This window comes from Pseudomonas sp. YA1 (assembly GCF_058680555.1).
Genome location: NZ_JBZWBG010000012.1, coordinates 109397 through 134689 on the forward strand (window position 1 = coordinate 109397; position 25293 = coordinate 134689).

Here is a 25293-nt window from a genome sequence, read left to right on the forward strand (position 1 = left end):
GGGTGGCGCGCCTAGCGCAACAACCCCATGTGCTTGGCCCGCGCCACCGCCTGGGTGCGACGCTCGACGCCGAGCTTGTCGTTGATATGGCGGGCGTGGCTCTTCACCGTATGCAGCGAGATGAACAGCCGCTCGCTGATCTCCTGGTTGGACAACCCCTGGGCGATCAGCTCCAGCACCGCCAGTTCGCGCCCGCTGAGCACCTCGCCCGCACCGCCCGCGGGCTCGGCGGGCGGCTCCGGCAACAGCGCGCGCATGCGCTGGGCGCCGGGACAGGCAGGGAAGCGCTGCAACTGTTCGCGCAACCATTCCGGCTGCTGCACGAGCAATTCGTGGAGCGGCAGCAAGGCTCCGCCGACTGCGCCCTCCATGGCCTGTTGCAGGGTCGCCAGCGCCTCGCGCTCGCGGCCCTGCTCCAGGTGCAGCGCAGCCAGTTGGCCGAGGGCCAGGCGAGCCGGCAACAACGCGCCGTTCTCCCGCGTCGAGCGGGCCAGCCGGTCCAGGCGCCGGGCTGCTTCCTCCGGGCGTCCTTCGCGGCGCTCCAGGCCGGCCTGGAGCAACTCCACATGCAGCGGCAGCAGCGGACTGCATTCCGGCGGCGTGGCCGCCTGCCCGCCGTAGGTGCCGCCCAGGCGCTGTAGCCAGACGCCGGCCAGTTCGGTCTGGCCCTGGGCCAGCCAGAGTTCGCACTTGATCAGGGTGATCGCCGCCAGGTAGTAGATCGGCGGGATATCCCAGGCATGCATCAACCGCTCGACGTCGCCAAGCCGGGCGAACGCCGCCGCGTAGTTGCCCAGGCGCCCTTCCAGGCTGGCCAGGACGCAATAGCCGATCACCAGGCTGACATCCCGGCAGCTGCGGGTTTCCTCGATTCCCTGCTTGATCCACTTGCGCGCTTCGTCCGGCTGCAGCGCCAGGCTGCGCAGGTAGCCGCGGTACAGCAGGAGCCGCCCGCGCACCGCATAGCGGCGTTGCGCCGGCAGGTGCTGGAGGCGTTCCAGGCCCTGGCGCACCTCCTCCTCGGCGCGCGCCACCTCGCCGCGCGCCTGGAGGACGCGGGCGCGGTCGTAATGGACCAGTGCCTCGAACAGCGGGTTGCCGTAGCGCTGGGCGAACTCCAGGGCGTCGCGGTTGTAGTTGCGCGCCTGCCAGAAGTCGCCACGGGTCACCGCCAGGTTGCTCAGCGTCGACAGGCATTGCAGGCGGGTGCCATAGCGCTCCCCGGCGAGGTCCTGCAAGGCCTCGCGGCAGTGCGCCTCGGCCTTGTCGATATCGCCGCGGCCGCGCGCGATCACCCCGCTCAGGGCCTGCCACTGGGCCAGCAGGTCGCGCTGCGCGGACTCGTCCGGCGCCGGCAGGAAACGCGCCAGTTGGCCGGCCAGTTCTTCCGCGGCATCCAACTGGCAGGCCAGCGCCAGCGCCCAGCCGTACAGCAGGATCAGGCGCGGCGTGCTCGCCAGGAGGCTGTCCGGCAGGTCCATCTTCCAGCGCAGCAGGGTGGCGATGTTCTGCTCCGCCAGCAGTTGCTCTTCCGACAGGTTCTGCACCAGGCTCGCCGCCACGTCCGGCTGGCCGGCGCGCAGCGCCTGCTCCACCGCCTGGTCGAGCAGGCCATGGCGGCTGAACCAGCCGCAGGCGCGCAGGTGCAGGGAGCCGGCGGACGGACCGAAGTCGGGCAAGGGACGCGCCAGCAGCAGGTCGGAGAACAGGTGGTGGTAGCGGAACCACTGGCCGTTTTCGTCCAGCGGCACGAGGAAGACCTGGTGCTGCTGCAGGTGGTCGAGGATCGCCGCGCTGTCGCCGGCCTCGCGCACGGTATCGCAGAGTTCGGCGCAGAAGCGCTCGAAGCGCGCGGTCTGGGCGAGGAACGCCTGGACCTCGGGCGGCTGCCGCTCGATCACCTCCTCCAGCAGGTAGTCGCGGATCAGCTCGTCGGCGCCGTGTACCCCGGGACTGACCTGCTCCTCTGGATCGCCGCGCGCCAGCAGCCAGAGGCGCAGCCCGGCGACCCAGCCTTCGCTGCGCTCGAGCAGCGCGTCCAGCGCGTCCTCGTCGAGTTCGAGGCCGCTGGCGGCCATCAGCGCCCCGCTCTCCTCGGCGGTCAGGCGCAGGTCCTGTTCGCTGAGTTCGAGCAATTGCCGCGACAGGCGCAGGCGCGCCAGGTGCCAGTCCGGCCGCTGCCGGCTGGTGACCAGCAGCACCAGGCCTTCGGGCAGGTGGTTGAGGAGGAATTGCAGGCAGCGGTCGAGCACCGCGCCCTGGGCCAGGTGGTAGTCGTCCAGCACCAGCAGCAGGGGACGCTGCGGGTCCAGGCAGGGGCCGAGTTCGTCGAGCAGGTCGTCGAGCCAGGTCTCGAAGGCGAACGGCTGGTGGCGCTGGCGCATCTTCAGCAGGCCAAGGGCCTCTTCGCCCAGGGTCGGGTGGTACTGTCGCAAGCCATCGAGCAGGCGTTCGAGGAAACGTCCGGGATCGCTCTCGCGGCTGCTCAGTCCCAGCCAGAGGCTCTGCCAGCGCGGGTCGAGGCTTTCGCAGAACTCGATGGCCAGGGAACTCTTGCCGAATCCGGCGGGCGCAGCGATCAGCAGCAGGCGACCGTCCAGTCCGTCGCGTAGTCGACGGCAAAGACGCGGGCGCGCCACATGGGCCGACGGCAGCGGGGGGCGGAAAAAGCGGTTGGCCGTCGGCAGGACGGCGGATGGAGTGCCCGAGAAGGTACGCGAGAAGTCAGTCATCACCCGGTTTCTTGGTTTATGTATGGGGCGTGAACGCTCCGGAGACTAACCACAAGTGATGGCTATTTGAAGCACTATCCATCGGCTCGGACGAAATAGCGCACCGGCGCTTCAGCTCGATAACCAAGGAAAGACCGGTTTCCCGGCGCGGTCCAGGCGCGGCAAACGTTTCCCGGCCACACAGGTGCCCGCCGGGAGGATGGCGACGACGGAATCCGCGGGCGAGGCGGGAAAACACTTTGTAATGAATTGACGGCCGGAGCGGCACGCCGCCCGCGGAAACGAAGAAACCGGCACAAGGCCGGTTTCTTCGTGGCTAGGAACGCCGTTTCTCAGCGTACCCCTTCCTGGCGCAGCGCCGCCGGGGTGTAGTCGCTTTCCGAAGCGCTGTAGTTGAAGTCGTAGGCCTGTTTCTCCTCGTTCTTCATGCCCAGCGCCAGGTAGCGGCCGGAGAGCAGGTCGTAGAGGGTTTCCACCGCGTACCAGGGCACCTGCTTGTCGTAGTACTGCTCGGCATGCGCCTCGGCCACGCGCCACAGGGTGCCGCGACCGTCGTAATGGTCGATCTCGGCGGCCTGCCAGGTGTCCTCGTCGATGTAGAAGTCACGCTTGGCGTAGATGTGCCGCTCGCCCGGCTTCAGGGTCGCGACCACATGCCAGACGCGGTGCAGCTCGTAGCGGGTCAGGTCCTGGTTGATGTGGCCGGCCTTGACGATTTCGCTGTACTTGATCTTCGGATCGTCGAGCTTGTAGCTGTTGTAGGGAATGTAGATTTCCTTCTTGCCTTCCAGCTTCCAGTCGTAGCGGTCCGGCGCACCGTTGTACATGTCGAAGTTGTCCGAGGTGCGCAGGCCGTCGGCCGCGGTGCCGGGACCGTCGTAGGACACCTGCGGAGCCCGCCGCACGCGGCGCTGGCCGGCGTTGTAGAGCCACGCCAGGCGCGGCTCCTTGACCTGGTTGAGGGTCTCGTGGACCAGCAGCACGTTACCGGCCAGGCGCGAGGGCGCGGTGACCCGCTGCTTGAAGTAGAACAGCACGTTGCTCGGCTTGTTCGGGTTGTAGTCCTTCAGGTTGGTACGGAAGGTGAAGGCATCCTGGAAGTAGACCAGCTGGTAGGAGCCGTTGACCTGCGGAGTGGCCTGGGTCACCAGGCGCCGGACGCTGCCGCCGCGGTAGCGGGTGATGTGGTTCCAGATCACCTCCAGGCCGTTCTGCGGGATCGGGAACGGGTTGGCGGTATCGAAGTTCTCCAGGCCGTTGCCGCCTTCCACCAGCTTGGTGGTGGTGGCGTTGCGCTTGGCCGCCTCCTGCACCGCCGCCGGGACGGTGGCGCTGCGGTGGGTCTTGTATACCGGGATCTTGTAGGTATCCGGGTAGCGCTTGAACATGGCCAGTTGGCCGGGAGTCAGCTTGTCCTTGTACTGGTCGACGTTCTGCGCGGTGATGGTGAACAGCGGTTGCTCGCTGGCATAGGGGTTGGCGAGGAAGCCACGGCTGTCGACGCTGCCGGCGTTGGTCGCCAGGCCACCGTCCCAGGCGGGGATGCTGCCGTCGGCGTTGCCGGCCTTCTCCGCCCCCAACGGAGTCAGGCTGGTGCCGAGCTTGGCCGCCTCGTCGGCGGATACCGCCGCCATCACCTGGGTGGCCAGCAGGCTCAGGGCCAGTACACCGGTATGCAGAAGAATCTTCGTTGTTTTCATTCGCTCGTCGTCCTCGTTAAGTCCTGCTCGCCGGCCCGGTTCGCACCGGGCCGGCGTACATCAGAAGTTCATGCCGAAGCTGAGCGCGACGAAGTCGCGATCGTCCACGGTGGTGTACTTGCCGTCGAAGAAGTTGGTGTAGGAGAGGCTCGCGGTGTAGGTGTTCTGGTACTCCGCGTCCACCCCCAGGCTGACCGCCTTGCGGCCTTCCTCGAAGTTGGCGCCGGGGCCGGGCGAATAGCCATCGACGTCGTGCGACCAGGCCACGCTGGGCTTGAGGTTCACGCCCATGAACACGTCGTTGTAGTCCCAGATCGCACGGGCGCGATAACCCCAGGCGTCCGAGGTGGTATAGCCATCGTTCTCGCAGTAGCGGCTGACGTTGTTCGCTTCGGCGGTGCCCAGCGTGCTGACGTTCAGCGCCTGGCAGCTGGCCAGGCCGGAGATGGTCCCCGGCAGCGGCCCCGGTCCGAAGACCGGGTCACGCCCGTAGCGTGCCTTGGAGGTGCTTTCCAGGCCGCCGACGTGGGTCCAGCCGATCTCGCCCACCAGGGTCAGGCGCTCGGCGCCCATCACCTGGTCGAAGAAGTGCGTCAGGGTGGTCTGCAGTTGGGTGATCTCCTTGCGCCGATAGCCGTGCAGGTCCTGCCCGGCCTGGCCGTTCAGCACCGAGGCGTTGTCGTAGGGGCGGTTGCCGCCGATGCTCACCGGGTCGAGGCCGGCGAAGAGGATGTCGGTGGTGTTCAGTTGCACCGGCGCGTTGGGCCGGTAGCTGACTTCGCCGCTCCACGCGGTGCCGTTGGGCAACGTGGTGGAGAAGCTCAGGCCGAACATGCGGATATCTTCCGGGTACTCGATGAAGTAGCTGGAGTTGCCGGCGGTGGCCGCCGCCGCGGCCTGGGCGGCCAGTGCCGGGTTGATCGCGGCGAGGCGGGTGGCGAGGTCGTTGATCGCCGCCATAGTGCTGGCCGAGGCGCCCTGGCCGCTGAAGATCGGCAGGCGGCTGTGGTAGTTCATGTAGTAGGCGCCGAACTCGGTGTTCAGTTCGTCGGCGAAGTAGCGCAGGGCGAAGCCGTACTGGCCGCTGTCGCGAGCGTCGCGGTCCGGCCCGCGGCGGACCAGGATGCCCTCGTCCCAGGGCGACGGGGTAACGCTCAGGCCAGCCCCGGCGAGCACGTTGTTGAGCAGGTTGATGGACGCCTTGTTGTTGGTCAGCACCGCCAGGTTCTGGTCGCAGCCATCGGCCACCACGTCCGGCTGGGAGAAGAAGGTGCCGCAGTTGTCGACCACCGTCTGGTCCCACTCAATCTGGTAGAAGCCTTCGGCGGACAGGTTGTCGGTGAGGTTCTGCGACAGGTAGAACATGTTCACCGGGATCAGGCCTTCCTTGATCTCCGAGCCGGGCCGGCGGAAGGCGGTGACGTCGATCGGGTTGATGGCGCTGATGCCGTTCTGGATGAAGGTGCTCTCGCCCCAGTTCACCACCTGCTTGCCCAGGCGCACGCTGCCCGGCAGGTCACCGATGGCATAGTTGTGGTAGATGAAGGCGTCGAGCAGTTCGGCGCCGGAGGACTTGGCCAGGGTCTTGCGGCCGCTGTCGTCGATGTCCTTGAACTCGCGGTGCTCGTCCTTCAGTTCGAAGTCGTACCAGTACTTGCCGCGCAGGAACACACCGGTATCGCCGTACTTCAGCTCGAGGTCATGGATGCCCTTGAAGACCTTCGAGAACGTTTCCCCACGCTTGAAGTTCAAGTGGCTGTCGTCGGAGGTCTGGGAAAGTCCCTTGCCGCCGTTGTTCACACCGATCAGGTTCTTGTTCGGCTTGGCGGTCGACCAGCTGGCCCCGACCGACAACGCCGAGTCGAAGGAACCTTCGATTTCCCCGATGTTGAAGGTCACCCCAAAGGCCGGAGCCGCCAGCGAGGAAGCCAGGCTGACGGCCAACGGCAACCGGGCCCGACGCGAGAACGGATTACGGGTTGTCATCGACGCTACTCCATGTGTGTTTTTTGTTATGAGTGCGTGGACTATAGCTAGCGCTGCCTGCCGCTTGATCCCTCGAAAGTGTGATTTGCGCGGCGCAACCACTCTGGCTCGCGCCTTTGCGGCGGATGGAGAATGACCGGGCGGTCGCGAAAACGCGGAGACCAAGCGTTTGCTTGGCCTCCGGGCGTTTCAGCGGTGTAGGAAAGCCCCGTCAGACGGTCGACAGGAAGGCGCTGCCGGCTTCCTGCCACTGGGCGATCTCGATACGGATGCGCTTCTTGTCCAGCTTGCCGACGCTGGTCTTGGGAATATCGGTAACAACCGCGATCTGCGAGGGGATCGCCCACTTGTTGATGTTGCCCTGCTCGACGAAAGGCTTGAGGTGCTCCTTCAGGCCACGGGCGTCCAGTTGCTGGCCCTCGCGCACCACCAGCAGGGCGAACGGGCGCTCGCCCCATTGCGGATCGGGCACCCCGACCACCGCCACTTCGCGTACCGCCGGATGGCGGCTGATCAGGTCTTCCAGCTCCAGGGAGGACAGCCACTCGCCGCCGGTCTTGATCACGTCCTTGATGCGGTCGCGGATCTCGATGAAGCCCATGCCGTCCAGGGTCGCCACGTCGCCGGTGTGCATCCAGCCGCCGCGCCACAACTCCTCGCCGCGCTCGGGTTCGCGGAAATACCCCTGGGTCAGCCATGGCGAGCGCAACACCAGCTCGCCCTGGGATTCGCCGTCGGCCGGGAGGAAGCGGCCCTGTTCGTCCATGATCGCCGCATCCACCAGCGGCACCGGCACGCCTGCCTTGATCCGGTAGGTGGTGCGCTCGTCCTCGCTTCCGGCCAGCAGTTCGTCGTTGAGGTAGGCGCAGGAAATCAGCGGACAGGTCTCCGACATGCCGTAGGCGGCGGTCAGCTGGATGCCGCGCGCCTTGGCCGCCTCGTAGAGCGAGCGGTTCAGCGCGCTCCCGCCGATGATCACCTTCCAGCCCTTGAAGTCCACGCCCTGGGCGGCCCTGGCGTTCATCACCATCTGCAGGATGGTCGGCACGCAGTGGGAGAAGGTGACCTTCTCGCGCTTCCACAGTTCGACCAGCAGTTCCGGATCGTAACGCCCGGGATAGACCTGCTTGACCCCGAGCATGGTCGCCACGTACGGAGTGCCCCAGGCGTGGACATGGAACATCGGGGTGATCGGCATGTACACGTCGCTGGTACCGAGCAGGCGGATGCTGTCCAGGCTGCCGATGGTCGAAGCCATCGCCAGGGTGTGCAGGACCAGTTGCCGGTGGCTGAAATACACACCTTTCGGATTGCCGGTGGTGCCGGTGGTGTAGAAGGTGGTGGCGATGGAGTTCTCGTCGAAATCGGGGAAGTCGTAGCGCGGGCTGGCCGCGGCCAGCAGCGACTCGTATTCGCCGACCAGGCCGGGCAGTTCCGCGCTCTTCTCCGCGCCATCGGTGAGCAGGATGGTCCGCTCCACCGTGGCCAGCTGCCCCGCCACCGCCTGGTAGAGCGGGACGAACTCGCTGTTCACCAGCACGAAGCGATCCTCGGCGTGGTTCATGGTGTAGAGGATCTGCTCCGGGGAGAGGCGGATATTGATGGTATGCAGCACCGCCCCGATCATCGGGATGGCGAACATGCGTTCCAGGTAGCGATGGCTGTCCCAGTCCATCACCGCCACCGTGTCGCCGGCCTTCACCCCGGCCTCGCTGAGTACGTTGGCCAGGCGCGCGACGCGCTCGTTGAAGGTGGCGTAGCTGTAGCGCACCTGGTCGCGGTAGACGATTTCATGACTCTTTTCGTAACGACGGCCGGAAAGCATCAGGCTCTTGATCAGCAACGGATACTGATAAGCGCCGGCGGCGGCCGGGATGAGACGGGTCTTCAGCATGGGGCGTACACCTGGGAGCGGGTTCGTTGTCAGGATGAGGCCGACTCTAGAGCCGTCGGCGGGCTTTGTTCATCAGTCAAAAGAGTGATTTGCCCCGTGACCTTTCGGAGCCTCCCGGTCACAAGATAGAATCCGCCCACTGAATCGTTCAGACCCTATCCAGAACAAGAGGTAACGTTCCATGTCCGATATCGTCATCGTCGCCGGCGCCCGTACTCCCATGGGCGGCTTCCAGGGCAGCCTGACCGGCGTTTCCGCGGTCGACCTGGGTGCCGTCGTGATCCGCGAAGCGGTGCAGCGCGCCGGCATCGCCGCCGAGGACGTACAGGAAGTGATCATGGGTTGCGTCCTGCCCGCCGGCCTGAAGCAGGGCCCGGCCCGCCAGGCCGCGCTGGCGGCCGGCCTGCCCGCCGCCACCGGCTGCACCACCATCAACAAGCTGTGCGGCTCGGGGATGAAGGCGGTGATGCTGGCCCACGACCTGCTCAAGGCTGGCACCAACCAGGTGATGGTCGCCGGTGGCATGGAAAGCATGTCCAACGCGCCCTATGTCCTGGAGAAAGCCCGCAGCGGCCTGCGCATGGGCCACGGCGAGATCAAGGACCACATGTTCCTCGACGGCCTCGAGGACGCCCGCACCGGCCGTTTGATGGGTTCGTTCGCCCAGGAGACCGCCGACAAGTACGGCGTGACCCGCGAGGAGATGGACGCCTATGCCATCGAATCGCTCAAGCGCGCCCAGGCCGCCATCGCCGATGGCTCGCTGGCGGCGGAAATCGTCCCGGTCACCGTCACCAGCCGCAAGGGCGAGAGCGTGGTGAAGGACGACGAGCAACCGCTGACCGCCAACCTGGAGAAGATCCCGAGCCTCAAGCCGGCGTTCCGCAAGGACGGCACCATCACCGCCGCCAATGCCAGCTCGATCTCCGACGGCGCCTCCGCGCTGGTCCTGATGACCGCCGAGGAAGCCCAGCGCCGTGGCCTGAAGCCGCTGGCGCGAATCGTCGGCCATGCCACCCAGAGCCAGGACCCGAGCGAGTTCACCCTGGCGCCGATCGGCGCGATGACCAACCTGTTCGCCAGGACCGGCTGGAACAAGGACGACGTCGACCTGTTCGAGATCAACGAAGCCTTCGCCATGGTCACCATGCTCGCCATGCGCGAACACGGCCTCGATCATGCCAAGGTCAATGTCTATGGCGGCGCCTGCGCCCAGGGCCATCCGGTCGGCTCCACCGGCTCGCGGATCATCCTCACCCTGATCAACGCCCTGCGCCAGAAAGGCGGCAAGCGCGGCGTCGCCTCGCTGTGCATCGGCGGCGGCGAAGCCACCGCCGTGGCGGTCGAACTGCTCTGATACGGCGTTGAGCCATCGGCGTCCGGCCGGCTCGTGCTGTCCGGGCGCCCTCTTCCTCAGGCGCCCACCGCGGCGCTGCGCGCCGGACGCGGAAACACCAGCGCCGCGGCGAAGGTCAGCGCGGCGAAGCCCGCCAGCACCAGGTACAACCCCAGCAGCCCCTGCCGTGGCTCCAGGTAGGCGATCATCGGGATCGCCGCCGCGCTGGCACCGAACGACAGGAAATAGCGCAGGGCGAAGACCCGCGCCTGCCACTGCGGCGCGACGAAGTGGGCGACCATCGCGTCGTTCACCGTCACCTGGCCGAACACCGCGAACATGAACAGCGCGCCGAACAGCACCACTGCGCTGCCGTGGCCGTAGGCCAGGGCCAGCAGCAGCGGCACCTGGCAGAAGGTGAGGAAGACGAACGGCAACTTCAGGTTCAGGCGATCGATCAGGCGGCCCATGATCAGTTGCGCCACCGCGCCGAAGGCATAGGCCAGGCTGACCACCACGCCAAGGGTCTGCGGCGACGCCAGCAAGTCGCTCAGGCGCTCCTGGAACAGCTTCGGGTAGGTCACGGTGCTGGCGTTGAACACCACCCCGCCGGTGGCGGTGACCAGCGCCAGCACGCCGAACACCCGGCGCATCGACAGACCCTCGCTGTCCTCGCCACGCGCCGCGGCCTTGGCCGACAGGTGCGGCGATGGCTCCTCGCGCACGCAGAAGAAAAAGCCGATGCCGAGCAGGATGGCCACCCCGCCGGGCAGGATGAACGCCGCACGCCAACCGAAGTGCGCGGTGAGAAAGCCGGTAAGCAGCGCGGCGAAGGCGACCCCGAGGTTACCCCACATGCCGTTGATGCCGATCTCGCGGCCGCGGTTCTCCGCGTGTGCCACCAACATCGCGGTGCCGACCGGGTGGTAGATCGCGGCGAACACCCCGATCAGGGTCAGCCCGGTCACCAGCATCGGTACGCTACCGGCCAGCCCGGTGAGCAGCGCGGCGGCGCCGATGCCGAAGAAGAACAGCAGCATCATCCGCCGCCGGCTCCAGGTATCGCCCAGCCAGCCGGCCGGCAGCGAACAGGCGCCGAAGGCGATGAAACCGCCCAGCGACAGGCCGATCAGACCGGCGTAGTCGAGGTCGAAGCTGCCGGCCATGCCGAGCACGGCGGCGGGGAAGATCAGCATGAACATGTGGTCGATGACATGCGCGGCGTTGATGAAGCGGATAACGGTTCGAGGTCGGTTCATGGCGTGCGGCCTGAATGGTCGGTGAGGAATGGGCGTCATGACCCGGCCATGATAGGTTGACCGAAAAGCGCAGACAGGACAGCGAGGTCATCGAAACGGACATGCTGATCGAGCACCGCCCGGACGGCCTGCTGGCCGCCATCTCCCTCGACTTCCCCGACGGCCATCACCTGGGGCGGCATTTCCACCCGCAGGCGCAGTTCCTCTACGCCGCTCGCGGCCTGATGCGCCTGGCCACCCACCACGGCGCCTGGGTGATCCCGCCGACCCGCGCGGTATGGATTCCGCCCCGGGTGGAGCACGAGATATTCATGTCCGGCGAGGTGCACATGCGCACCCTGTTCATCGAGCAACCCGAAACACCGACACCGCTAAACGACTGTTGCGTACTGGCGGTGACGCCGCTGCTGCGGGAAATGATCCTGCGCGCCATCCACCTCGAGAGCCAGCCGCGCCTGGACGACTTCCGCCAGCGCCTGCAAGGGCTGATCCTCAGCGAGATCGCCAACCTCGAACGGATGCCGCTGTACCTGCCGATGCCCCGCGACCGCCGTTTGCAGGCGATCTGCCAGGCATTGCTGAAACAGCCGGAACTGGGGCTGACCCTCGATGACTGGGGCCTGCGGGTCGGCGCCAGCTCGCGCACCTTGGCGCGGCTGTTCGCCCAGGAATTGCAGATGAGCTTCCATGAGTGGCGCCAGCAACTGCGCCTGACCGAAGCCCTGCCGCGCCTGCTGGCCGGCGACAGCGTGCAGGTGGTCGCCCGCGACCTCGGCTACGGCAGTACGCGGGCCTTCAGCAGCATGTTCCGCCGCCTGCTCGGCGAAACCCCGCGCGACTACCTGGGGCGACTGGAGCAACTGGCACGGGTCAGGGGCCGCGAGGACTGATGCCCGACGGCGCAACGCCAAGCAACCGCGAATCGGCGGATAACGCCTGCGGCGTCATTCGCCCTACCAAGGCGCCGCTAGGGCGCATCCGCCGCCAAGGCTCCCGTAGGGCGGATGGTGCAAGGCGGGAACGCGAGGATTGACGCCCTACGGCGCAACACCAAGCACTGGCGGATCGGCGGACAAAAAGAAGCCCTCCAGCGGAGGGCTCTCGGAAAAGGGCGCCGGAGCGCCCGGATGGGATCGTCGATCAGTGCGGGACGCCCAGCCCCGCCGCGCTCATGAACAGGCGCATCAGCCAGGCGGCGACGCCCAGGGCCAGCACGCTGGCGGTCCAGATACCCGCCAGCCAGGCCAGGCGTCGCCAGAGCGGTGGCTTGGCCGCGCTATCTCGTTCGGGATGACTCGGCGTACGGACCATATGCGGCGCCTCCTCAGTGATAGCCATCGCCGTGCTTCACCTTGCCGCGGAACACGTAGTAGCTCCAGGCGGTGTAGCCGAGGATGAAGGGAATGATGAACAGCGCGCCGACCAGCATGAAGCCCTGGCTCTGCGGCGGCGCCGAGGCCTCCCAGATGCTCACCGCCGGCGGGATGATGTTCGGCCACAGGCTGATCCCCAGGCCGCTGTAGCCGAGGAAGATCAACACAAGGGTGAGCACGAACGGCTTCACGTGGTCGTTGTTGGCCACCGAGCGCAGCAGCGCATAGAAGGTCACCAGGACCAGGATCGGCACCGGCAGGAACCAGAACAGGTTCGGCAGGCTGAACCAGCGTGCGGCGATCTCGGCATGGGCCAGCGGCGTCCACAGGCTGACCACCCCGATGATCGCCAGCAGCACCAGCGCCAGCGGGCGCGCCAGGTCGTGCATGCGCTCCTGCAGGCGGCCTTCGGTCTTCATGATCAGCCAGGTGCAGCCGAGCAGGGTGTAGGCGACGATCAGGGCCAGGCCGCAGAACAGCGGGAACGGCGCGATCCAGTCCAGCGAACCGCCGGCGAAGCTGCGGTTCTCCACCGGGATGCCTTCGATGAAGGCGCCCAGCGCCACGCCCTGGAAGAAGGTCGCCACCAGCGAACCGCCGATGAACGCCTTGTCCCAGATGTGCTGCTTGGCCGGCTTGGCCTTGAAGCGGAACTCGAAGGCGACGCCGCGGAAGATCAGCCCGACGAGCATGAAGATCAACGGCAGGTAGAGCGCCGACAGGACCACCGCGTAGGCCAGCGGGAAGGCTCCGAACAACGCCGCGCCGCCCAGCACCAGCCAGGTCTCGTTGCCGTCCCAGACCGGCGCCACGGTGTTCATCATCACATCGCGGTCGCCGCTGTCCTTGAAGAACGGATAGAGCATGCCGATGCCCAGGTCGAAGCCGTCCATCACCACGTACATCATGATGCCGAAGATGATGATGACCGCCCAGATGAGGGGAAGATCGATACCCATGTCTCAGTTCCTCTTGTCCTGGTCGCGGTCGGCCGCTTGCGCGTGGCCGTCGTGCTCTTCGTCGAAACCTTCGCCGGCGGCCGACAACGGCCGCGCCGGCGTGCGCTTCTGCCCGGCGCCTCCCGGGTTGGTCTCGCGTCCCTCATGGGTGACCGGGCCCTTGCGCACCAGGCGCATCATGTAGCCGATGCCGACGCCGAACAGCGAGAAGTACACCACCACGAAGGTCAGCAGGGTCAGGCTCATCTGCGTCACGCTCTGCGCCGAGGAGGCGTCGGCGGTGCGCATCAGCCCGTAGACCACCCAGGGCTGGCGGCCCATCTCGGTGGTGAACCAGCCGGCGAGGATCGCGATCAGGCCGGACGGTCCCATCAGCAGGGTCAGGCGCAGGAAGGCCTTCGAGTTGAACAGCTTGTCCTGGCCGCGCCAGCGCAGCCACAGGCTCCAGACGCCGACCAGGATCATCAGCATGCCGAGGCCGGCCATGATCCGGAACGACCAGAACACCACGGTGGAGTTCGGCCGGTCTTCCGGCGGGAAGTCCTTCAGCGCCGGGATCGGCTCGGTCAGGCTGTGCTTGAGGATCAGGCTGCCGAGCACCGGGATCTCCACCTTGAAGCGGGTTTCCTCGCGCTGCATGTCCGGCCAGCCGAACAGGATCAGCGGGGTCGGCTCGCCGCTGCTGTTGTCCCAGTGGCCTTCCATCGCGGCGATCTTCGCCGGCTGGTGCTCCAGGGTGTTGAGGCCATGGGCGTCGCCGATCAGCGCCTGTACCGGGGCGACGATCAGCGCCATCCACATGGCCATCGAGAGCATCTTGCGGATCGCCGGGTTGTCGCGCCCGCGCAGCAGGTGCCAGGCGGCCGAGGCGCCGACGAAGAAGGCGGTGGCGAGGAACGCGGCGACCGACATGTGCAGCAGGCGGTAGGGGAACGACGGGTTGAAGATCACCGCCACCCAGTCCACCGGGATCACCCGGCCGTCGACGATCTCGAAGCCCTGCGGGGTCTGCATCCAGCTGTTGGAAGCGAGGATCCAGAACGTCGAGATCAGCGTGCCGATCGCCACCATCACCGTGGCGAAGAAATGCAGGCCCGGTCCCACGCGGTTCCAGCCGAACAGCATGACCCCGAGGAAACCGGCCTCGAGGAAGAACGCGGTGAGCACCTCGTAGGTCAGCAGCGGACCGGTGATGGACCCGGCGAAGTCGGAGAAATGGCTCCAGTTGGTGCCGAACTGGTACGCCATGACCAGCCCGGACACCACGCCCATGCCGAAGTTGACCGCGAAAATCTTCGACCAGAAATGATAGAGGTCGCGGTAGACCTCTTCGTTCGTTTTCAGCCAGAGGCCTTCCAGTACGGCCAGGTAGCTGGCCAACCCGATGGTGATCGCCGGGAAGATGATGTGGAAGGACACGGTGAACGCGAACTGGATGCGGGCAAGGTCGATAGCCTCCAATCCGAACATGGCAACTCCTCTTCAGGTTCTCGGCCCTTCCGGCTTACGTGCGGATTCGGCCGTGCTTCCTCACGCGCAACGCGACGCAAGGTTTTGGAACACATCCTTCAGCTATCGTTCTTGTCATTGGAAAGCGACCGCAGCCCTGGATGGCAGGAATGCGGGAAGGGTCGCAAGCAGATTCCCGAACCGCCCGCCTTGATGCAGAGCAATTCGGTACGAAAATCTTACCCGTTAGCCTAGACCGTCCTGCTGTGGTCGGTTGTCGCGAGACAAATTGCCTCAGTCCTCGCATATTCATTCATGGAATATAAAAATAAACAAATAATATTTTTATGGAATAAAAAGAGTCGCTACTCTCCCCTTCAAGCCGCCCCTCGCGTGTTGGCGCCCCTCCTTCACCGCCCTGCGCGCAGCGGCGGACATCGCCCTACAAGGATCGAAGAATGAAAAAACTGCTCCTGCTGACTGCCCTGGCCTCCGTCATCAGCGTTTCCGCCAGCGCCGCGGAAAAGCTCATCGTCGCCGCCACGCCGATCCCCCACGCGGAAATCCTTGAGCTGATCAAGCCGACCCTGGCGAAGGAAGGCGTCGACCTGCAGATCAAGGTGTTCACCGACTACGTGCAGCCCAACGTGCAGGTCGCCGAGAAGCGCCTGGACGCCAACTACTTCCAGACCCTGCCGTACCTGGAGAACTTCAACAAAGGCAAGGGCACCAACCTGGTCACCGTGGTCGGCGTACACGTCGAACCCTTCGGTGGCTATTCGAGGAAATACAAGTCGCTGGCCGAGCTGCCCGACGGCGCCACCGTCGCCATCCCCAACGAAGGCAGCAACAGCGGGCGCGCCCTGCTGCTGTTGCAGAAGGCCGGCCTGCTCAAGCTGAAGGACCCGAACAACGCCCTGGCCACGCCCAAGGACATCGCCGAGAACCCGAAGAACCTGAAGTTCAAGGAACTCGAATCGGCCCTGTTGCCGCGCGTGCTGGACCAGGTCGACCTGGACCTTATCAACACCAACTACGCGCTGGAGGCCAAGCTCAACCCGGCTAAGGACGCGCTGGTCCTGGAAGACCGCGACTCGCCCTATGTGAACTACCTGGTGGCGCGTCCGGACAACAAGGACAGCGACGCCCTGAAGAAGCTTTCCGCCGCGCTGACCAGCCCGGAAGTGAAAGCCTTCATCGAGAAGAAATATGCCGGCGCGGTGGTCCCGGCCTTCTGACCCCAGCCCGTCCCGACTCCCACGCTGGGCGCCGTTGCAGCGCCCCTTGTTCACGCCGGTGTCGCATGGCTTGCACCGGCGTTTCTTTTTCCGCAACGGCCCCCGCCCGCAGCCGTCCCGGTCCGTCGTCGCGGCGCAGGCGCTGGAGGCGCCCCGTGCCGTCAAGGAGTTACCCATGAGCGAGAAACCACGCCCCGCGCCGTTGACCTTCCCCGACGCCGACCGCAGTCCGCTGAGCATCCGCGCCAAGGCCCTGGTGTTCTTCGACCCACGCTCGCACCGGGTCCGCGAAGAACTCGAGCGCCTCGCGCCGCAGGGCCAGCCGGTGCTGATCGAAGGCGAGACCGGCACCGGCAAGGAGCTGCTCGCCCGGCAGATCCACCGCCACAGCGAACGCGCCGGTCTGTTCGTCGCGGTCAGTTGCAGCGCCCTCAGTCGCAACCACGCCGAAGCCGAGCTGTTCGGCTACGCCCCCGGCGCCCACAACGGCCCGGTCGGCAGCCGCGCCGGCTGGTTCGGTTCGGCCAATGGCGGCACCCTGTACCTGGACGAGATCGGCGACCTGCCGCTGACGTTGCAGGCCAGGCTGCTACAGACGCTGGAGGAACGCGAGGTGCTGCGGGTCGGCGCGCAGCAGCCGATTCCCCATGACGTGCGCCTGGTCACCGCCACCAGCGTCGACCTGGACCAGGCGGTGCGCGCCGGCAAGTTCCTGGCCGGCCTGCAGCAGTACCTGCACGACGGCCGCCTGAGCCTGCCGCCATTGCGCGAACGTCCGGGAGACATCCTGCCGCTGGCGGAATACTTCGTCGGTGTCTATGCCCAGCGCCTGGACCTGCCGGTGCCGGCCATCGGCGTGGAGACCCAGCGGATCCTCGAGAGCTATCCCTGGCCAGGCAACATCCGCGAACTGGAAAACGTCGTCCACTTCGCCCTGCTGGTCAGCGACAAGGAAGAAATCCTGCCGCAGCATCTGAATTTTGGCGGGGCAACGCCAGACCCATCGCTGGCCGGTCTGCGGCGCCTGCTCGGCCAAGTCGGAGCGCCGTCGCTGGAGCAGGTACAGGCCCTGCTCCTGCAACTGGCCACCGAGCAGGCAGGCGGCGACGAGGAGGCGGGAAGGCGGCGCCTGGGACTGGCGGCGAACTGAAGGAATCCTTCGGCGAACGTGCGGGAAAAGCGCGGCGCCGAAGGCTCCCATACGTCCGAAGGATTGGCTCCCGAGCCCTCGATCGTGTTTATATTGAACGCTTGATCAAATTAAGGACGAGGAGACCAGCCTGTTTTGACTGACGCACAATCGCCCTCCGCCCCCCCCTCCACCCCCACGCCCATCCGCATGAATCCCCCGGTGTTCTACGGTGCGGCGATCCTGATCCTGCTGTTCGCCGCGGTGGTCATCGGCTTCCCCCAGCGCGCCGGCGAATGGTTGCTGGCCGCACAGACCTGGGCCTCGCAGACCGTCGGTTGGTACTACCTGCTGGCGATGACGCTGTACCTGATCTTCGTGGTGGTCACCGCGCTTTCCGGCTACGGCAAGATCAAGCTCGGTGCCGACCACGACGAGCCGGAATTCAGCTACCTGTCCTGGGCCGGCATGCTGTTCGCCGCCGGCATCAGCATCACCCTGTTCTTCTTCTGCGTATCCGAGCCGCTGACCCACTTCCTCCAGCCGCCGCAAGGCGAGGCCGGTACCCAGGAAGCCGCGCGACAGGCCATGGAACTGCTGTTCCTGCACTGGGGCCTGCACGGCTGGGGCGTGTTCGCCCTAGTGGCGATGGCCCTGGCCTACTTCGCCTACCGCCACAACCTGCCGCTGGCCCTGCGCTCGGCGCTCTACCCGTTGATCGGCAAGCGCATCAACGGGCCGATCGGCTACACGGTGGACTGCTTCGGCATCATCGCCACGGTGTTCGGCCTCGGCGCCGACATGGGCTTCGGCGTGCTCCAGCTCAACTCCGGGCTGGACTACCTGTACGCCATCCCGCATACCCACCCGGTGCAGATGGCGCTCATCGTGCTGATGATGGGCGCGGCGATCTCGGTGGCGGTCTCCGGGGTCGACAAGGGCATCCGCATCCTCTCCGACATCAACATGCTGCTGGCCTGCAGCCTGCTGCTGTTCGTGCTGTTCGCCGGTCCGACCCAGCACCTGCTCAACACCCTGGTGCAGAACGTCGGCGACTACCTCGGCCACCTGCCGGGCAAGAGCTTCGACCTCTACGCCTACGGCGGCCCCAGCGACTGGCTGGGCTCGTGGACGGTGTTCTACTGGGCCTGGTGGATCGCCTGGGCGCCCTTCGTCGGCCTGTTCATCGCGCGCATCTCGCGCGGCCGGACGATCCGCGAATTCGTCTTCGGCGTGCTGTTCATCCCGCTCGGCTTCACCCTGGCGTGGATGTCGATCTTCGGCAACAGCGCCCTGGAGCAGGCCCTCGGCGGCGCCAGCGAACTCGGCCGGGTGGCCATCGAGCAGCCGTCGATGGCCCTCTACCAGATGCTCCAGAACTACCCCTGGAGCCGCGCGGTGATCACCGTCACGGTGCTGGTCAGCTTCGTCTTCTTCGTCACCTCGGCGGACTCCGGCACCGTGGTCCTCTCCACCCTCTCCGCCCACGGCGGCAGCGCCGACGACGACGGACCGAAGTGGCTGCGGGTGTTCTGGGGCTCGGTCACCGCGCTGGTCACCGGAGGGCTGCTGTTCGCCGGCAGCATCGACGCGCTGAAGTCGGCGGTGGTGCTGACCTCCCTGCCCTTCTCGCTGATCCTGCTATTGATGATGTGGGGCCTGCACAAGGCCTTCTACATGGAGTCGCAGCGCCAGCGGGCGCGGAGCCACTCCCTGGCGCCGCTGATGAGCGGCAACGGCAAGCGCTCCGGCGGCTGGAAGCGACGCCTGTCGCAGGCCGTGCACTTCCCCTCGCGGGACGAGGTGTACCGCTTCATGAACGACGTGGTGCGCCCGGCGATCAGCGAGGTTTCCGAGGTGTTCCGCGAGAAGGGCCTGGCGGTGGACGCCCAGCTCGACCCGGGCAACGCCTCGCTGAGCCTGGAGATCGGTCATGGCGAGCAGCATCGGTTCCTCTACCAGGTGCTGATGCGCGGCTACTTCACGCCGTCCTTCGCGCGTGCCGGCATGGGCGGCCTGCACCTGAAGAACCGCCGCTACTTCCGTGCCGAAGTGCATCTCGCCGAAGGTAGCCAGGACTACGATCTGATGGGCTACACCAAGGAGCAGATCATCAACGACATGCTCGACCAGTACGAGCGGCACCTGCAGTTCCTGCACCTGGTGCGTTGAGTGCAGGAAAAGGGGGCGCGCAGGGCGCCCCTTCCCTCATCCTCCGTCCCTGACCGCAGGGAATGACGCTAGCGGCAACATCCCATCCCCGTGCAGCCGCGAATCCCTCAGCGCGCCAGCACTCGCCGGTAGAACAGCACGCAGATCGCGACGAATACCACCAGTCCCAGCCACTGGGCGATGCCCGCGAAGCCGGCGCCGGCCAGCGCCAGCGGCGCGTCCTCGCCGGTGGCGCCGATCACCCCGGCGAGCAGGATGCCCATCAGGCTCTCGCCGACGATCAGCCCCGAGGCCAGCAGCACGCCGCGTCGCTTCGGCTCTTCGGCATAGGTCTCTTCGTCGACCCCGGCCGCCGCCGCACGCTTCTTCAGGGCATTTTCCAGCAGCCAGGAAATCAGCGCGCCGACCACCAGGGTCATGCCGATGGTCGGCGGCAGGTAGATCCCCAGGCCCACCGCCAGCACCGGCAGGCAGGCCTTGCCGGTACGGCGCAGGAGCAGGTCGACGAGGATCAGGGCGATGCCCAGGGCGACGCCGATGAGAATCATGTTCCAGTTCAGCGCGTCGTGGAAAATCCCGCTGGCGATCGCCGTCATCAGGGTCGCCTGCGGCGCGGCCAGGGCCTGGCCGGGGTCCATTCCCTCGCGCGGCAGGGCCCCGGTGAAGCCGTAGGCGCTGTAGAGCAGTTCCAGTACCGGCGGGATCACCAGCGCGCCGACGATGCAGCCGACGATCAGCGCGACCTGCTGGCGCCAGGGCGTGGCGCCGACCAGGTAGCCGGTCTTGAGGTCCTGCAGGTTGTCGTTGGAGATCGCCGCGATGGCCAGCACCACCGAGGTGGTGAACAGCGCCAGGGCGATCGCCAGCTTGCCGTTCTGGCGGTCCAGCAGGCCGCCCTCGATGCTGCCGAAGCCGAGGATCAGCAACGACACCAGGATGACCGCGATGATCCCGATCCCCGAGATCGGACTGCTCGACGAACCGACCAGGCCGGCCATGTAGCCGCAGGCGGCGGCGATCAGGAAGCCGAAGAAGAAGGCGAACACCACGCATACCGCCACCAGGCTCCAGAACTGCGGGCTGGCCATGTCCGGCGCGGCGGCACCGAGGAAGTGGCTGAAGACCATGAACAGCGAGACCAGCAGTATCCCGGCGATCAGCAGGATCCACTTGGCCGGCATGTCCAGCTCGGTGCGCAGGCTGCTCGCCTGGCTATTGCCGCGCACTGCCCCGAGGGAGGCCCAGACGCCCCGCACCATCGGCTTGAACAGGGTCGCCAGGGTCCACAGCGCGGCCACGCCGATGGTGCCGGCGCCGAGGAAGCGCACCTGCGAACTCCACAGTTGGGTGGCCAGGTCCGACAGGCTCTGGCCGTCGGCCGGCACGCTATTGACGGTCAGCAGCGGCACCGCGACGCCCCAGGAGACCACCACGCCGATGAGGATCGCGATGCCGGCGGTGATGCCCATCAGGTAACCGGCACCGACCAGCGCCAGGGAAAAACCGGTGGACAGGCGGAACACCGCCTGCCCGGCGCTGAGCCAGACGCTGAAGCCTTCGGCGAGGACCTTGAAGCCGCTGCTCCAGAGGCTGAACAGCGCCGCCACCAGGCCGCCGCCGAGGATGTCGTACAGGCCCGGTGCGTTGCCGGCGGCGCGCGGCGCGCGGACGTCTTCCTCGTCCTCGGCGCCGTCGCTGCCGACCCGGAGGATTTCCGCCGCCGCCACCCCTTCCGGATACGGCAGTTCGCTCTGCACCACCATCACCCGGCGCAGCGGAATGGTATAGAGCACCCCGAGAATGCCGCCGATGGAGCAGATCGCCGCGGTCTGCCAGAACGGGAAGCCACTCCAGTAGCCGATCATCAGCAGGCCGGGAAGGATGAAGATGATCGAGGACAGGGTGCCGGCCGCCGAGGCCTGGGTCTGCACCATGTTGTTCTCGAGGATGTTGGCGCCGGAGAAGTAGCGCAGGACGGCCATCGAGATCACCGCCGCCGGGATCGACGAGGCGAAGGTCAGGCCGACCTTCAGCCCGAGGTAGACGTTGGAGGCGGTGAAGACCACGGTGATCAGCGCACCGAGGATCAGGCCACGCAGGGTGAGCTCTGGCAGGGTCAGCTCATCCGGAATGCGTTCTTGCATGGATGAAAACTCTCGAAACAATTGACCCGCCAAGCTTAGGCGAGAGCGGCACGCCGGGACGCGACAGCGAATGTCGCAGAGGCGACCTTTTCGAGAGGAAAAGCTGGCGGAACGCACAGTTGCCGGCGCGGGCCGCCGGAGCAAGCCCGCGCGCGGTGGCGTCAGACGGGCTTGTCGCCGAGGATGGTGGCGCGATGCATGACCCGCCGCTGTGGCCGGTAATCGTCCACCGCGTAGTGCTGGGTCACGCGGTTGTCCCAGAACGCCACGTCGTTTTCCTGCCAGCGCCAGCGCACGGTGAATTCAGGTCGCGTGGCATGGGCGAAGAGGAACGTCAGCAGCGCATCGCTCTCGGCCGGCTCCAGTTCGTTGATGCGGGTGGTGAAGCCATCGCTGACGAACAGGCCCTTGCGCCCGGTGAGCGGATGGGTGCGCACCACCGGATGCGAGCGCGGCGGATTCTTCAGGCGGGCCTCCTCCAGGCGCGCCAGGTCGGCCTCGGTGACGCCGAAGCGCTCGCGGGGGAAGGACTTGCCGATGTCGTGGGTCGCCGTGAGGCCGTCCAGCAGACGCCGCAGCGGCGCCGACAGCGCCTCGTAGGCCGCCGTGCTGCTCGCCCAGAGGGTGTCGCCGCCGTACGGCGGCAATTGCTTGGCGGCGAGCACCGCCCCCAGCGCCGGGGTCTCGAGGAAGGTCACGTCGGTGTGCCAGATGGCATTGTCGCGCACGTCGGTGACCGCGGTGTCGAGGACGATGACCTCCGGATGCCCCGGCACGCTGGGGTAGATCGGATGGATGTGCAGGTCGCCGAAGCGGGCGGCGAAGCGCGCCTGGCTCCTGGGTTCCAGCGACTGGTCGCGGAAGAACAGCACCTGGTGTTCGAGCAGGGCCTGCTCGATGGCCCGCTGGCCGGCGTCGTCCAGCGGCGCGCCGAGGTCGATGCCGGAAACGATGGCGCCCAGGGCCGGGCTGATGGGTTGGATGGTCAGGCTCATGTCGTGCTACTCGTCGGGCAGGTTGCGGGCGCGCCCTGCGCGCCCTCGCTCCGGCCTTCGCCGCGTGGGTGAAGGTCGGTTCGGAAATGACTCGGGACTCTCGCGCTCAACCCCAGGCGGCGAAGCGCCGCTGGACCCAACGCAGCCCCAGTTCGAAGGCCAGGGCGATGGCGGCGATCAGCAGGATGCCGACCACCACCACGTCGGTGGCGAGGAATTGCGCGGCGGACTGGACCATGAAGCCGAGGCCGCGGTTGGCCGCGATCAGCTCGGCGGCGACCAGGGTCGACCAGCCGACGCCGAGGGCGATGCGCAGGCCGGTGAGGACCTCCGGCAAGGCGCTCGGCAGGATCACGTAGCGCACCACCTGCCAGCGGCTGGCCCCCAGGCAGCGCACCGCCTGCACCCGCGATCGGTCGACGCGACGCACGCCGGCGGCGGTAGCGATGAGCAGCGGCGCGAACAGCGCCAGGTAGATCAGCAGCACCTTGCTCAGCTCGCCGATGCCGAACCAGATGACGATCAACGGCAGGTAGGCCAACGGCGGGATCGGCCGGTAGAACTCCACCAGCGGATCGAGGGCCGCTCCGGCCAAGGGGTTGAGGCCCATCAGCACGCCCAGCGGGATCGCCGTCAGCACCGCCGCGCCGAGCGCCAGGAGCACCCGCAGCAGACTGGTGCCGACGTGTTGCAGCAGGCTGGCATCGAGGTAGCCCTCCTGCCATAGCCGTTGCAGGGCTTCGAAGAGCTGTTCGGGCGCCGGCAGGAACAGCACGTCGACCCAGCCGAAACGGGTCGCCGCCCACCACAGCAGGGCCAGGGCCAGCACACTGGCGCCGGCGGCCCAGCGCCGACGGTCGCCGGGCAGGCGCCGCTTGCGCGGGACAGGCTTGGCGGCGGCGAGTCCGAGGGTATCAGTGGGCATGTTCGGCCTCCGCGACATCGAGGAATTCGTCCAGCAACGCCTGGCGCAAACGGCCGAACTCGGGATCGGCCTTGATCGAGCGCACCGTTTCGCCGGCGGCGTAGCGCCGCGCGAAGTCCACCGGCAGGCGCTTGACGATGCGTGCTGGCGGACCGTCCATCACCACCAGGTCGGTAGCCAGGAACAGGGCCTCGTCGACGCTGTGGGTGATCAGGAAGAGGCCCTTGCCGGTCTGCTTCCACAGGTCCAGCAGGAGCACCTGCATGCGTTCGCGGGTCAGCGCGTCGAGCGCGCCGAACGGCTCGTCGAGCAGCAGGAAGTCCGGCTCGACCGCCAGCGCGCGTGCCAGCCCGAGGCGTTGCCGCTGGCCGCCGGAGAGCTGGGCGACGGATTGCTCGGCGTACTCCTGGAGGCCCACCAGTTGCAAGACCTGGCGCGCCCGCGCGGTGCGCTCGGCCTTGCCCAGGCCACGAATGCGCAGGCCCAGGGCGACGTTGTCGAGGGCGTTGAGCCAAGGCATCAGGGCGTCGTCCTGGAACACCACGCCGCGCTCGCCGCCGGGCCCTTCGAGTGTCCGGCCGTCGATCTGCACGCGTCCCTGGTCCGGCGTCTGGAAACCGGCGAGGATGTTCAACAGTGTCGACTTGCCGCAGCCCGACGGGCCCAGCACCACCAGCGACTCGCCCTTGGCCAGGCCCAGGCTGAGATCGCGGAGGATGGCGCGGCGCTGGCCGCGCTGTTCGAATGAGAGGCTGATCGCCTCGGCCGTCAGACGGCTCATGTGTTCTGCCCTCCGTAGGGTAAGAAAGCCTCCGCTCCGACAGGCCGGGGCGGAGTCGCGGAATTCAGCGCTGGCCGACCTGGACCTGCTCCGCCTGGCGCACGAAGCCGGCGCTGACGTAGGGCGAGTAGTCGCCGAGGACGGCCGGCACGCGCTTCTGTTCCTTGAGGAATTCGGCAGTGCCGGCGATAGCCTTGGCGGTGCCGCCGCCGAGCAGGTCGGCGGACAGTTGCGCCTGGCTTTCCGGGAAGGTCGAGCCGGCCAGCAGTTCGGGGACGTCCCTGGGATCGGCGCCGGTCAGCCGGGCGATCTTCTTCACCGGCTCGGAGTCGGCGGTCCATTCGGCCTTGTGCGCGTTGTAGTCGGCGAAGGAATCGAGGCTGACGCGGGCGAAGCGGGCGACGATTTCAGGATGCTTCTCGGCGAAGTCCTTGCGCGCCACCCACACCTCGAAGGTCGGCGCGCCCCACTGGCCGACTTCGGCGGCGTCGGTGAGGACCTTGCCGCTTTTCTTGATCTCGCCCAGCGCCGGCGACCAGACGAAGGCCCCGTCGATGTCGCCGCGACGCCAGGCGGCAGCGATCTCGGCCGGGTTGAGGTTGACGATCTTCACCTTGGACGGATCGATCTGCCAGTGCTTGAGGGCGCCGAGCAGGCTGTAGTGGGAGGTTGAAACGAACGGGGTAGCGATGGTCTTGCCGACCAGGTCCTCGGGTTTCCCGATCCCGCTTCCATTGCGCACCACCAGCGCCTCGGCGGCGTTGATCTGCGCGGAAACGATGAAGGCGACGATCGGCAGCTTGCGCGAGGTCGCCGCTGCCAGCGGGCTGGACCCGATGTTGCCGAGTTGCAGATCGCCGGAGGCGAGCGCGGCGATCACTTCCGGACCGCTGTTGAAGCGGCGCCAGTCGATCTTCTCGCCGATGGCTTTCTCGTACAGGCCATCGGCCTGGGGCACCTTGGTCGGGTCGATGCCGGTCTGGTAGCCGACCGTGATGTCGGCGGCCTGGGCGGCGACGGAAAGGCCGGCAAGGGCCAGGGCTGCCACCAGGCGGTGCAGGGAATTCGGGCGTTTCATCGGGCGAACCTCGGAGGCAACGGTGCCGCGCTCCGGAGGAGAACGGACCAGGGACGGGCAATGGGTGGCGACAGCGAGTCCGGTGGTCCGGTGCGATGCAGATTACAGATATAAAAAACGCGATATAAATAATATTTTGGAAT

General features: G+C 66.9%; 18 protein-coding genes. 5 read left to right on the forward strand and 13 right to left on the reverse strand.

Annotation, left to right across the window (positions count from 1 at the left end; all coding sequences use genetic code 11):
- Positions 1 to 11: 11 nt before the first annotated feature.
- The 4 genes from AC4OR5_RS18370 to AC4OR5_RS18385 all read right to left on the reverse strand — a co-directional run bounded on the left by AC4OR5_RS18370 (position 12) and on the right by AC4OR5_RS18385 (position 8312).
- Complete coding sequence (locus AC4OR5_RS18370) at positions 12 to 2732, reverse strand: winged helix-turn-helix domain-containing protein (protein WP_017002544.1); 2721 nt, start codon at positions 2730 to 2732, stop codon at positions 12 to 14.
- Between the two features lie 332 nt (positions 2733 to 3064).
- Positions 3065 to 4432: a DUF1329 domain-containing protein gene (locus AC4OR5_RS18375; RefSeq protein WP_003103009.1), complete on the reverse strand. Its 1368-nt coding sequence runs from the start codon at positions 4430 to 4432 to the stop codon at positions 3065 to 3067.
- Between the two features lie 60 nt (positions 4433 to 4492).
- Positions 4493 to 6418: a DUF1302 domain-containing protein gene (locus AC4OR5_RS18380; RefSeq protein WP_003093045.1), complete on the reverse strand. Its 1926-nt coding sequence runs from the start codon at positions 6416 to 6418 to the stop codon at positions 4493 to 4495.
- Between the two features lie 211 nt (positions 6419 to 6629).
- On the reverse strand, positions 6630 to 8312 hold the full coding sequence (locus AC4OR5_RS18385) for a fatty acid--CoA ligase (protein WP_491952834.1): 1683 nt from the start codon (positions 8310 to 8312) through the stop codon (positions 6630 to 6632).
- 181 nt (positions 8313 to 8493) lie between these two features.
- Here AC4OR5_RS18385 and AC4OR5_RS18390 point away from each other — a divergent pair, with 181 nt between their 5' ends.
- Positions 8494 to 9669, forward strand: a complete 1176-nt coding sequence (locus tag AC4OR5_RS18390; RefSeq protein ID WP_003137737.1) for an acetyl-CoA C-acyltransferase — start codon at positions 8494 to 8496, stop codon at positions 9667 to 9669.
- Between the two features lie 56 nt (positions 9670 to 9725).
- On the opposite strand, the gene AC4OR5_RS18395 is transcribed toward AC4OR5_RS18390, so the two are convergent.
- Positions 9726 to 10907 (reverse strand): MFS transporter, encoded by a 1182-nt coding sequence (locus tag AC4OR5_RS18395; protein ID WP_023092464.1) that lies wholly within the window; start codon positions 10905 to 10907, stop codon positions 9726 to 9728.
- A gap of 101 nt (positions 10908 to 11008) precedes the next feature.
- Between AC4OR5_RS18395 and AC4OR5_RS18400 the strand changes: the two genes are divergently transcribed.
- Positions 11009 to 11797 (forward strand): AraC family transcriptional regulator, encoded by a 789-nt coding sequence (locus tag AC4OR5_RS18400; protein WP_058160478.1) that lies wholly within the window; start codon positions 11009 to 11011, stop codon positions 11795 to 11797.
- Between the two features lie 250 nt (positions 11798 to 12047).
- On the opposite strand, the gene AC4OR5_RS18405 is transcribed toward AC4OR5_RS18400, so the two are convergent.
- The 3 genes from AC4OR5_RS18405 to cioA are packed head-to-tail and all read right to left on the reverse strand — an operon-like array spanning position 12048 to position 14709.
- Positions 12048 to 12218 (reverse strand): DUF2474 domain-containing protein, encoded by a 171-nt coding sequence (locus AC4OR5_RS18405; RefSeq protein ID WP_003093052.1) that lies wholly within the window; start codon positions 12216 to 12218, stop codon positions 12048 to 12050.
- Positions 12219 to 12231: 13 nt separating this feature from the next.
- Positions 12232 to 13239 (reverse strand): cyanide-insensitive cytochrome bd quinol oxidase subunit II, encoded by a 1008-nt coding sequence (cioB, locus tag AC4OR5_RS18410; RefSeq protein ID WP_003093053.1) that lies wholly within the window; start codon positions 13237 to 13239, stop codon positions 12232 to 12234.
- Between the two features lie 3 nt (positions 13240 to 13242).
- A complete protein-coding gene (cioA, locus tag AC4OR5_RS18415; protein WP_003093054.1) occupies positions 13243 to 14709 on the reverse strand; it encodes a cyanide-insensitive cytochrome bd quinol oxidase subunit I in 1467 nt (488 codons plus the stop codon).
- Between the two features lie 437 nt (positions 14710 to 15146).
- On the opposite strand from cioA, the gene AC4OR5_RS18420 reads away from it, so the two are divergent.
- The 3 genes from AC4OR5_RS18420 (at position 15147) to betT (ending at position 19227) form a co-directional block, all read left to right on the forward strand.
- Positions 15147 to 15926: a MetQ/NlpA family ABC transporter substrate-binding protein gene (locus tag AC4OR5_RS18420; RefSeq protein ID WP_003093057.1), complete on the forward strand. Its 780-nt coding sequence runs from the start codon at positions 15147 to 15149 to the stop codon at positions 15924 to 15926.
- Between the two features lie 175 nt (positions 15927 to 16101).
- Entirely contained in the window at positions 16102 to 17076 is a 975-nt protein-coding gene (locus AC4OR5_RS18425) for a sigma 54-interacting transcriptional regulator (protein ID WP_034033811.1), read from the forward strand.
- A gap of 189 nt (positions 17077 to 17265) precedes the next feature.
- Complete coding sequence (gene betT, locus AC4OR5_RS18430) at positions 17266 to 19227, forward strand: choline BCCT transporter BetT (protein WP_003119234.1); 1962 nt, start codon at positions 17266 to 17268, stop codon at positions 19225 to 19227.
- A gap of 107 nt (positions 19228 to 19334) precedes the next feature.
- On the opposite strand, the gene AC4OR5_RS18435 is transcribed toward betT, so the two are convergent.
- The 5 genes from AC4OR5_RS18435 to tauA all read right to left on the reverse strand — a co-directional run bounded on the left by AC4OR5_RS18435 (position 19335) and on the right by tauA (position 25150).
- On the reverse strand, positions 19335 to 21371 hold the full coding sequence (locus AC4OR5_RS18435; RefSeq protein WP_023105943.1) for an OPT family oligopeptide transporter: 2037 nt from the start codon (positions 21369 to 21371) through the stop codon (positions 19335 to 19337).
- Between the two features lie 161 nt (positions 21372 to 21532).
- On the reverse strand, positions 21533 to 22366 hold the full coding sequence (gene tauD, locus AC4OR5_RS18440) for a taurine dioxygenase (protein WP_058160477.1): 834 nt from the start codon (positions 22364 to 22366) through the stop codon (positions 21533 to 21535).
- 106 nt (positions 22367 to 22472) lie between these two features.
- Positions 22473 to 23291 (reverse strand): ABC transporter permease subunit, encoded by an 819-nt coding sequence (locus AC4OR5_RS18445; RefSeq protein ID WP_003093070.1) that lies wholly within the window; start codon positions 23289 to 23291, stop codon positions 22473 to 22475.
- Positions 23281 to 24072, reverse strand: a complete 792-nt coding sequence (locus tag AC4OR5_RS18450) for a taurine ABC transporter ATP-binding protein (RefSeq protein WP_003093072.1) — start codon at positions 24070 to 24072, stop codon at positions 23281 to 23283. The genes AC4OR5_RS18445 and AC4OR5_RS18450 overlap by 11 nt, the downstream gene beginning before the upstream one ends.
- Before the next feature lie 64 nt (positions 24073 to 24136).
- Positions 24137 to 25150: a taurine ABC transporter substrate-binding protein gene (tauA, locus tag AC4OR5_RS18455; RefSeq protein ID WP_023435981.1), complete on the reverse strand. Its 1014-nt coding sequence runs from the start codon at positions 25148 to 25150 to the stop codon at positions 24137 to 24139.
- Positions 25151 to 25293 lie beyond the last annotated feature (143 nt).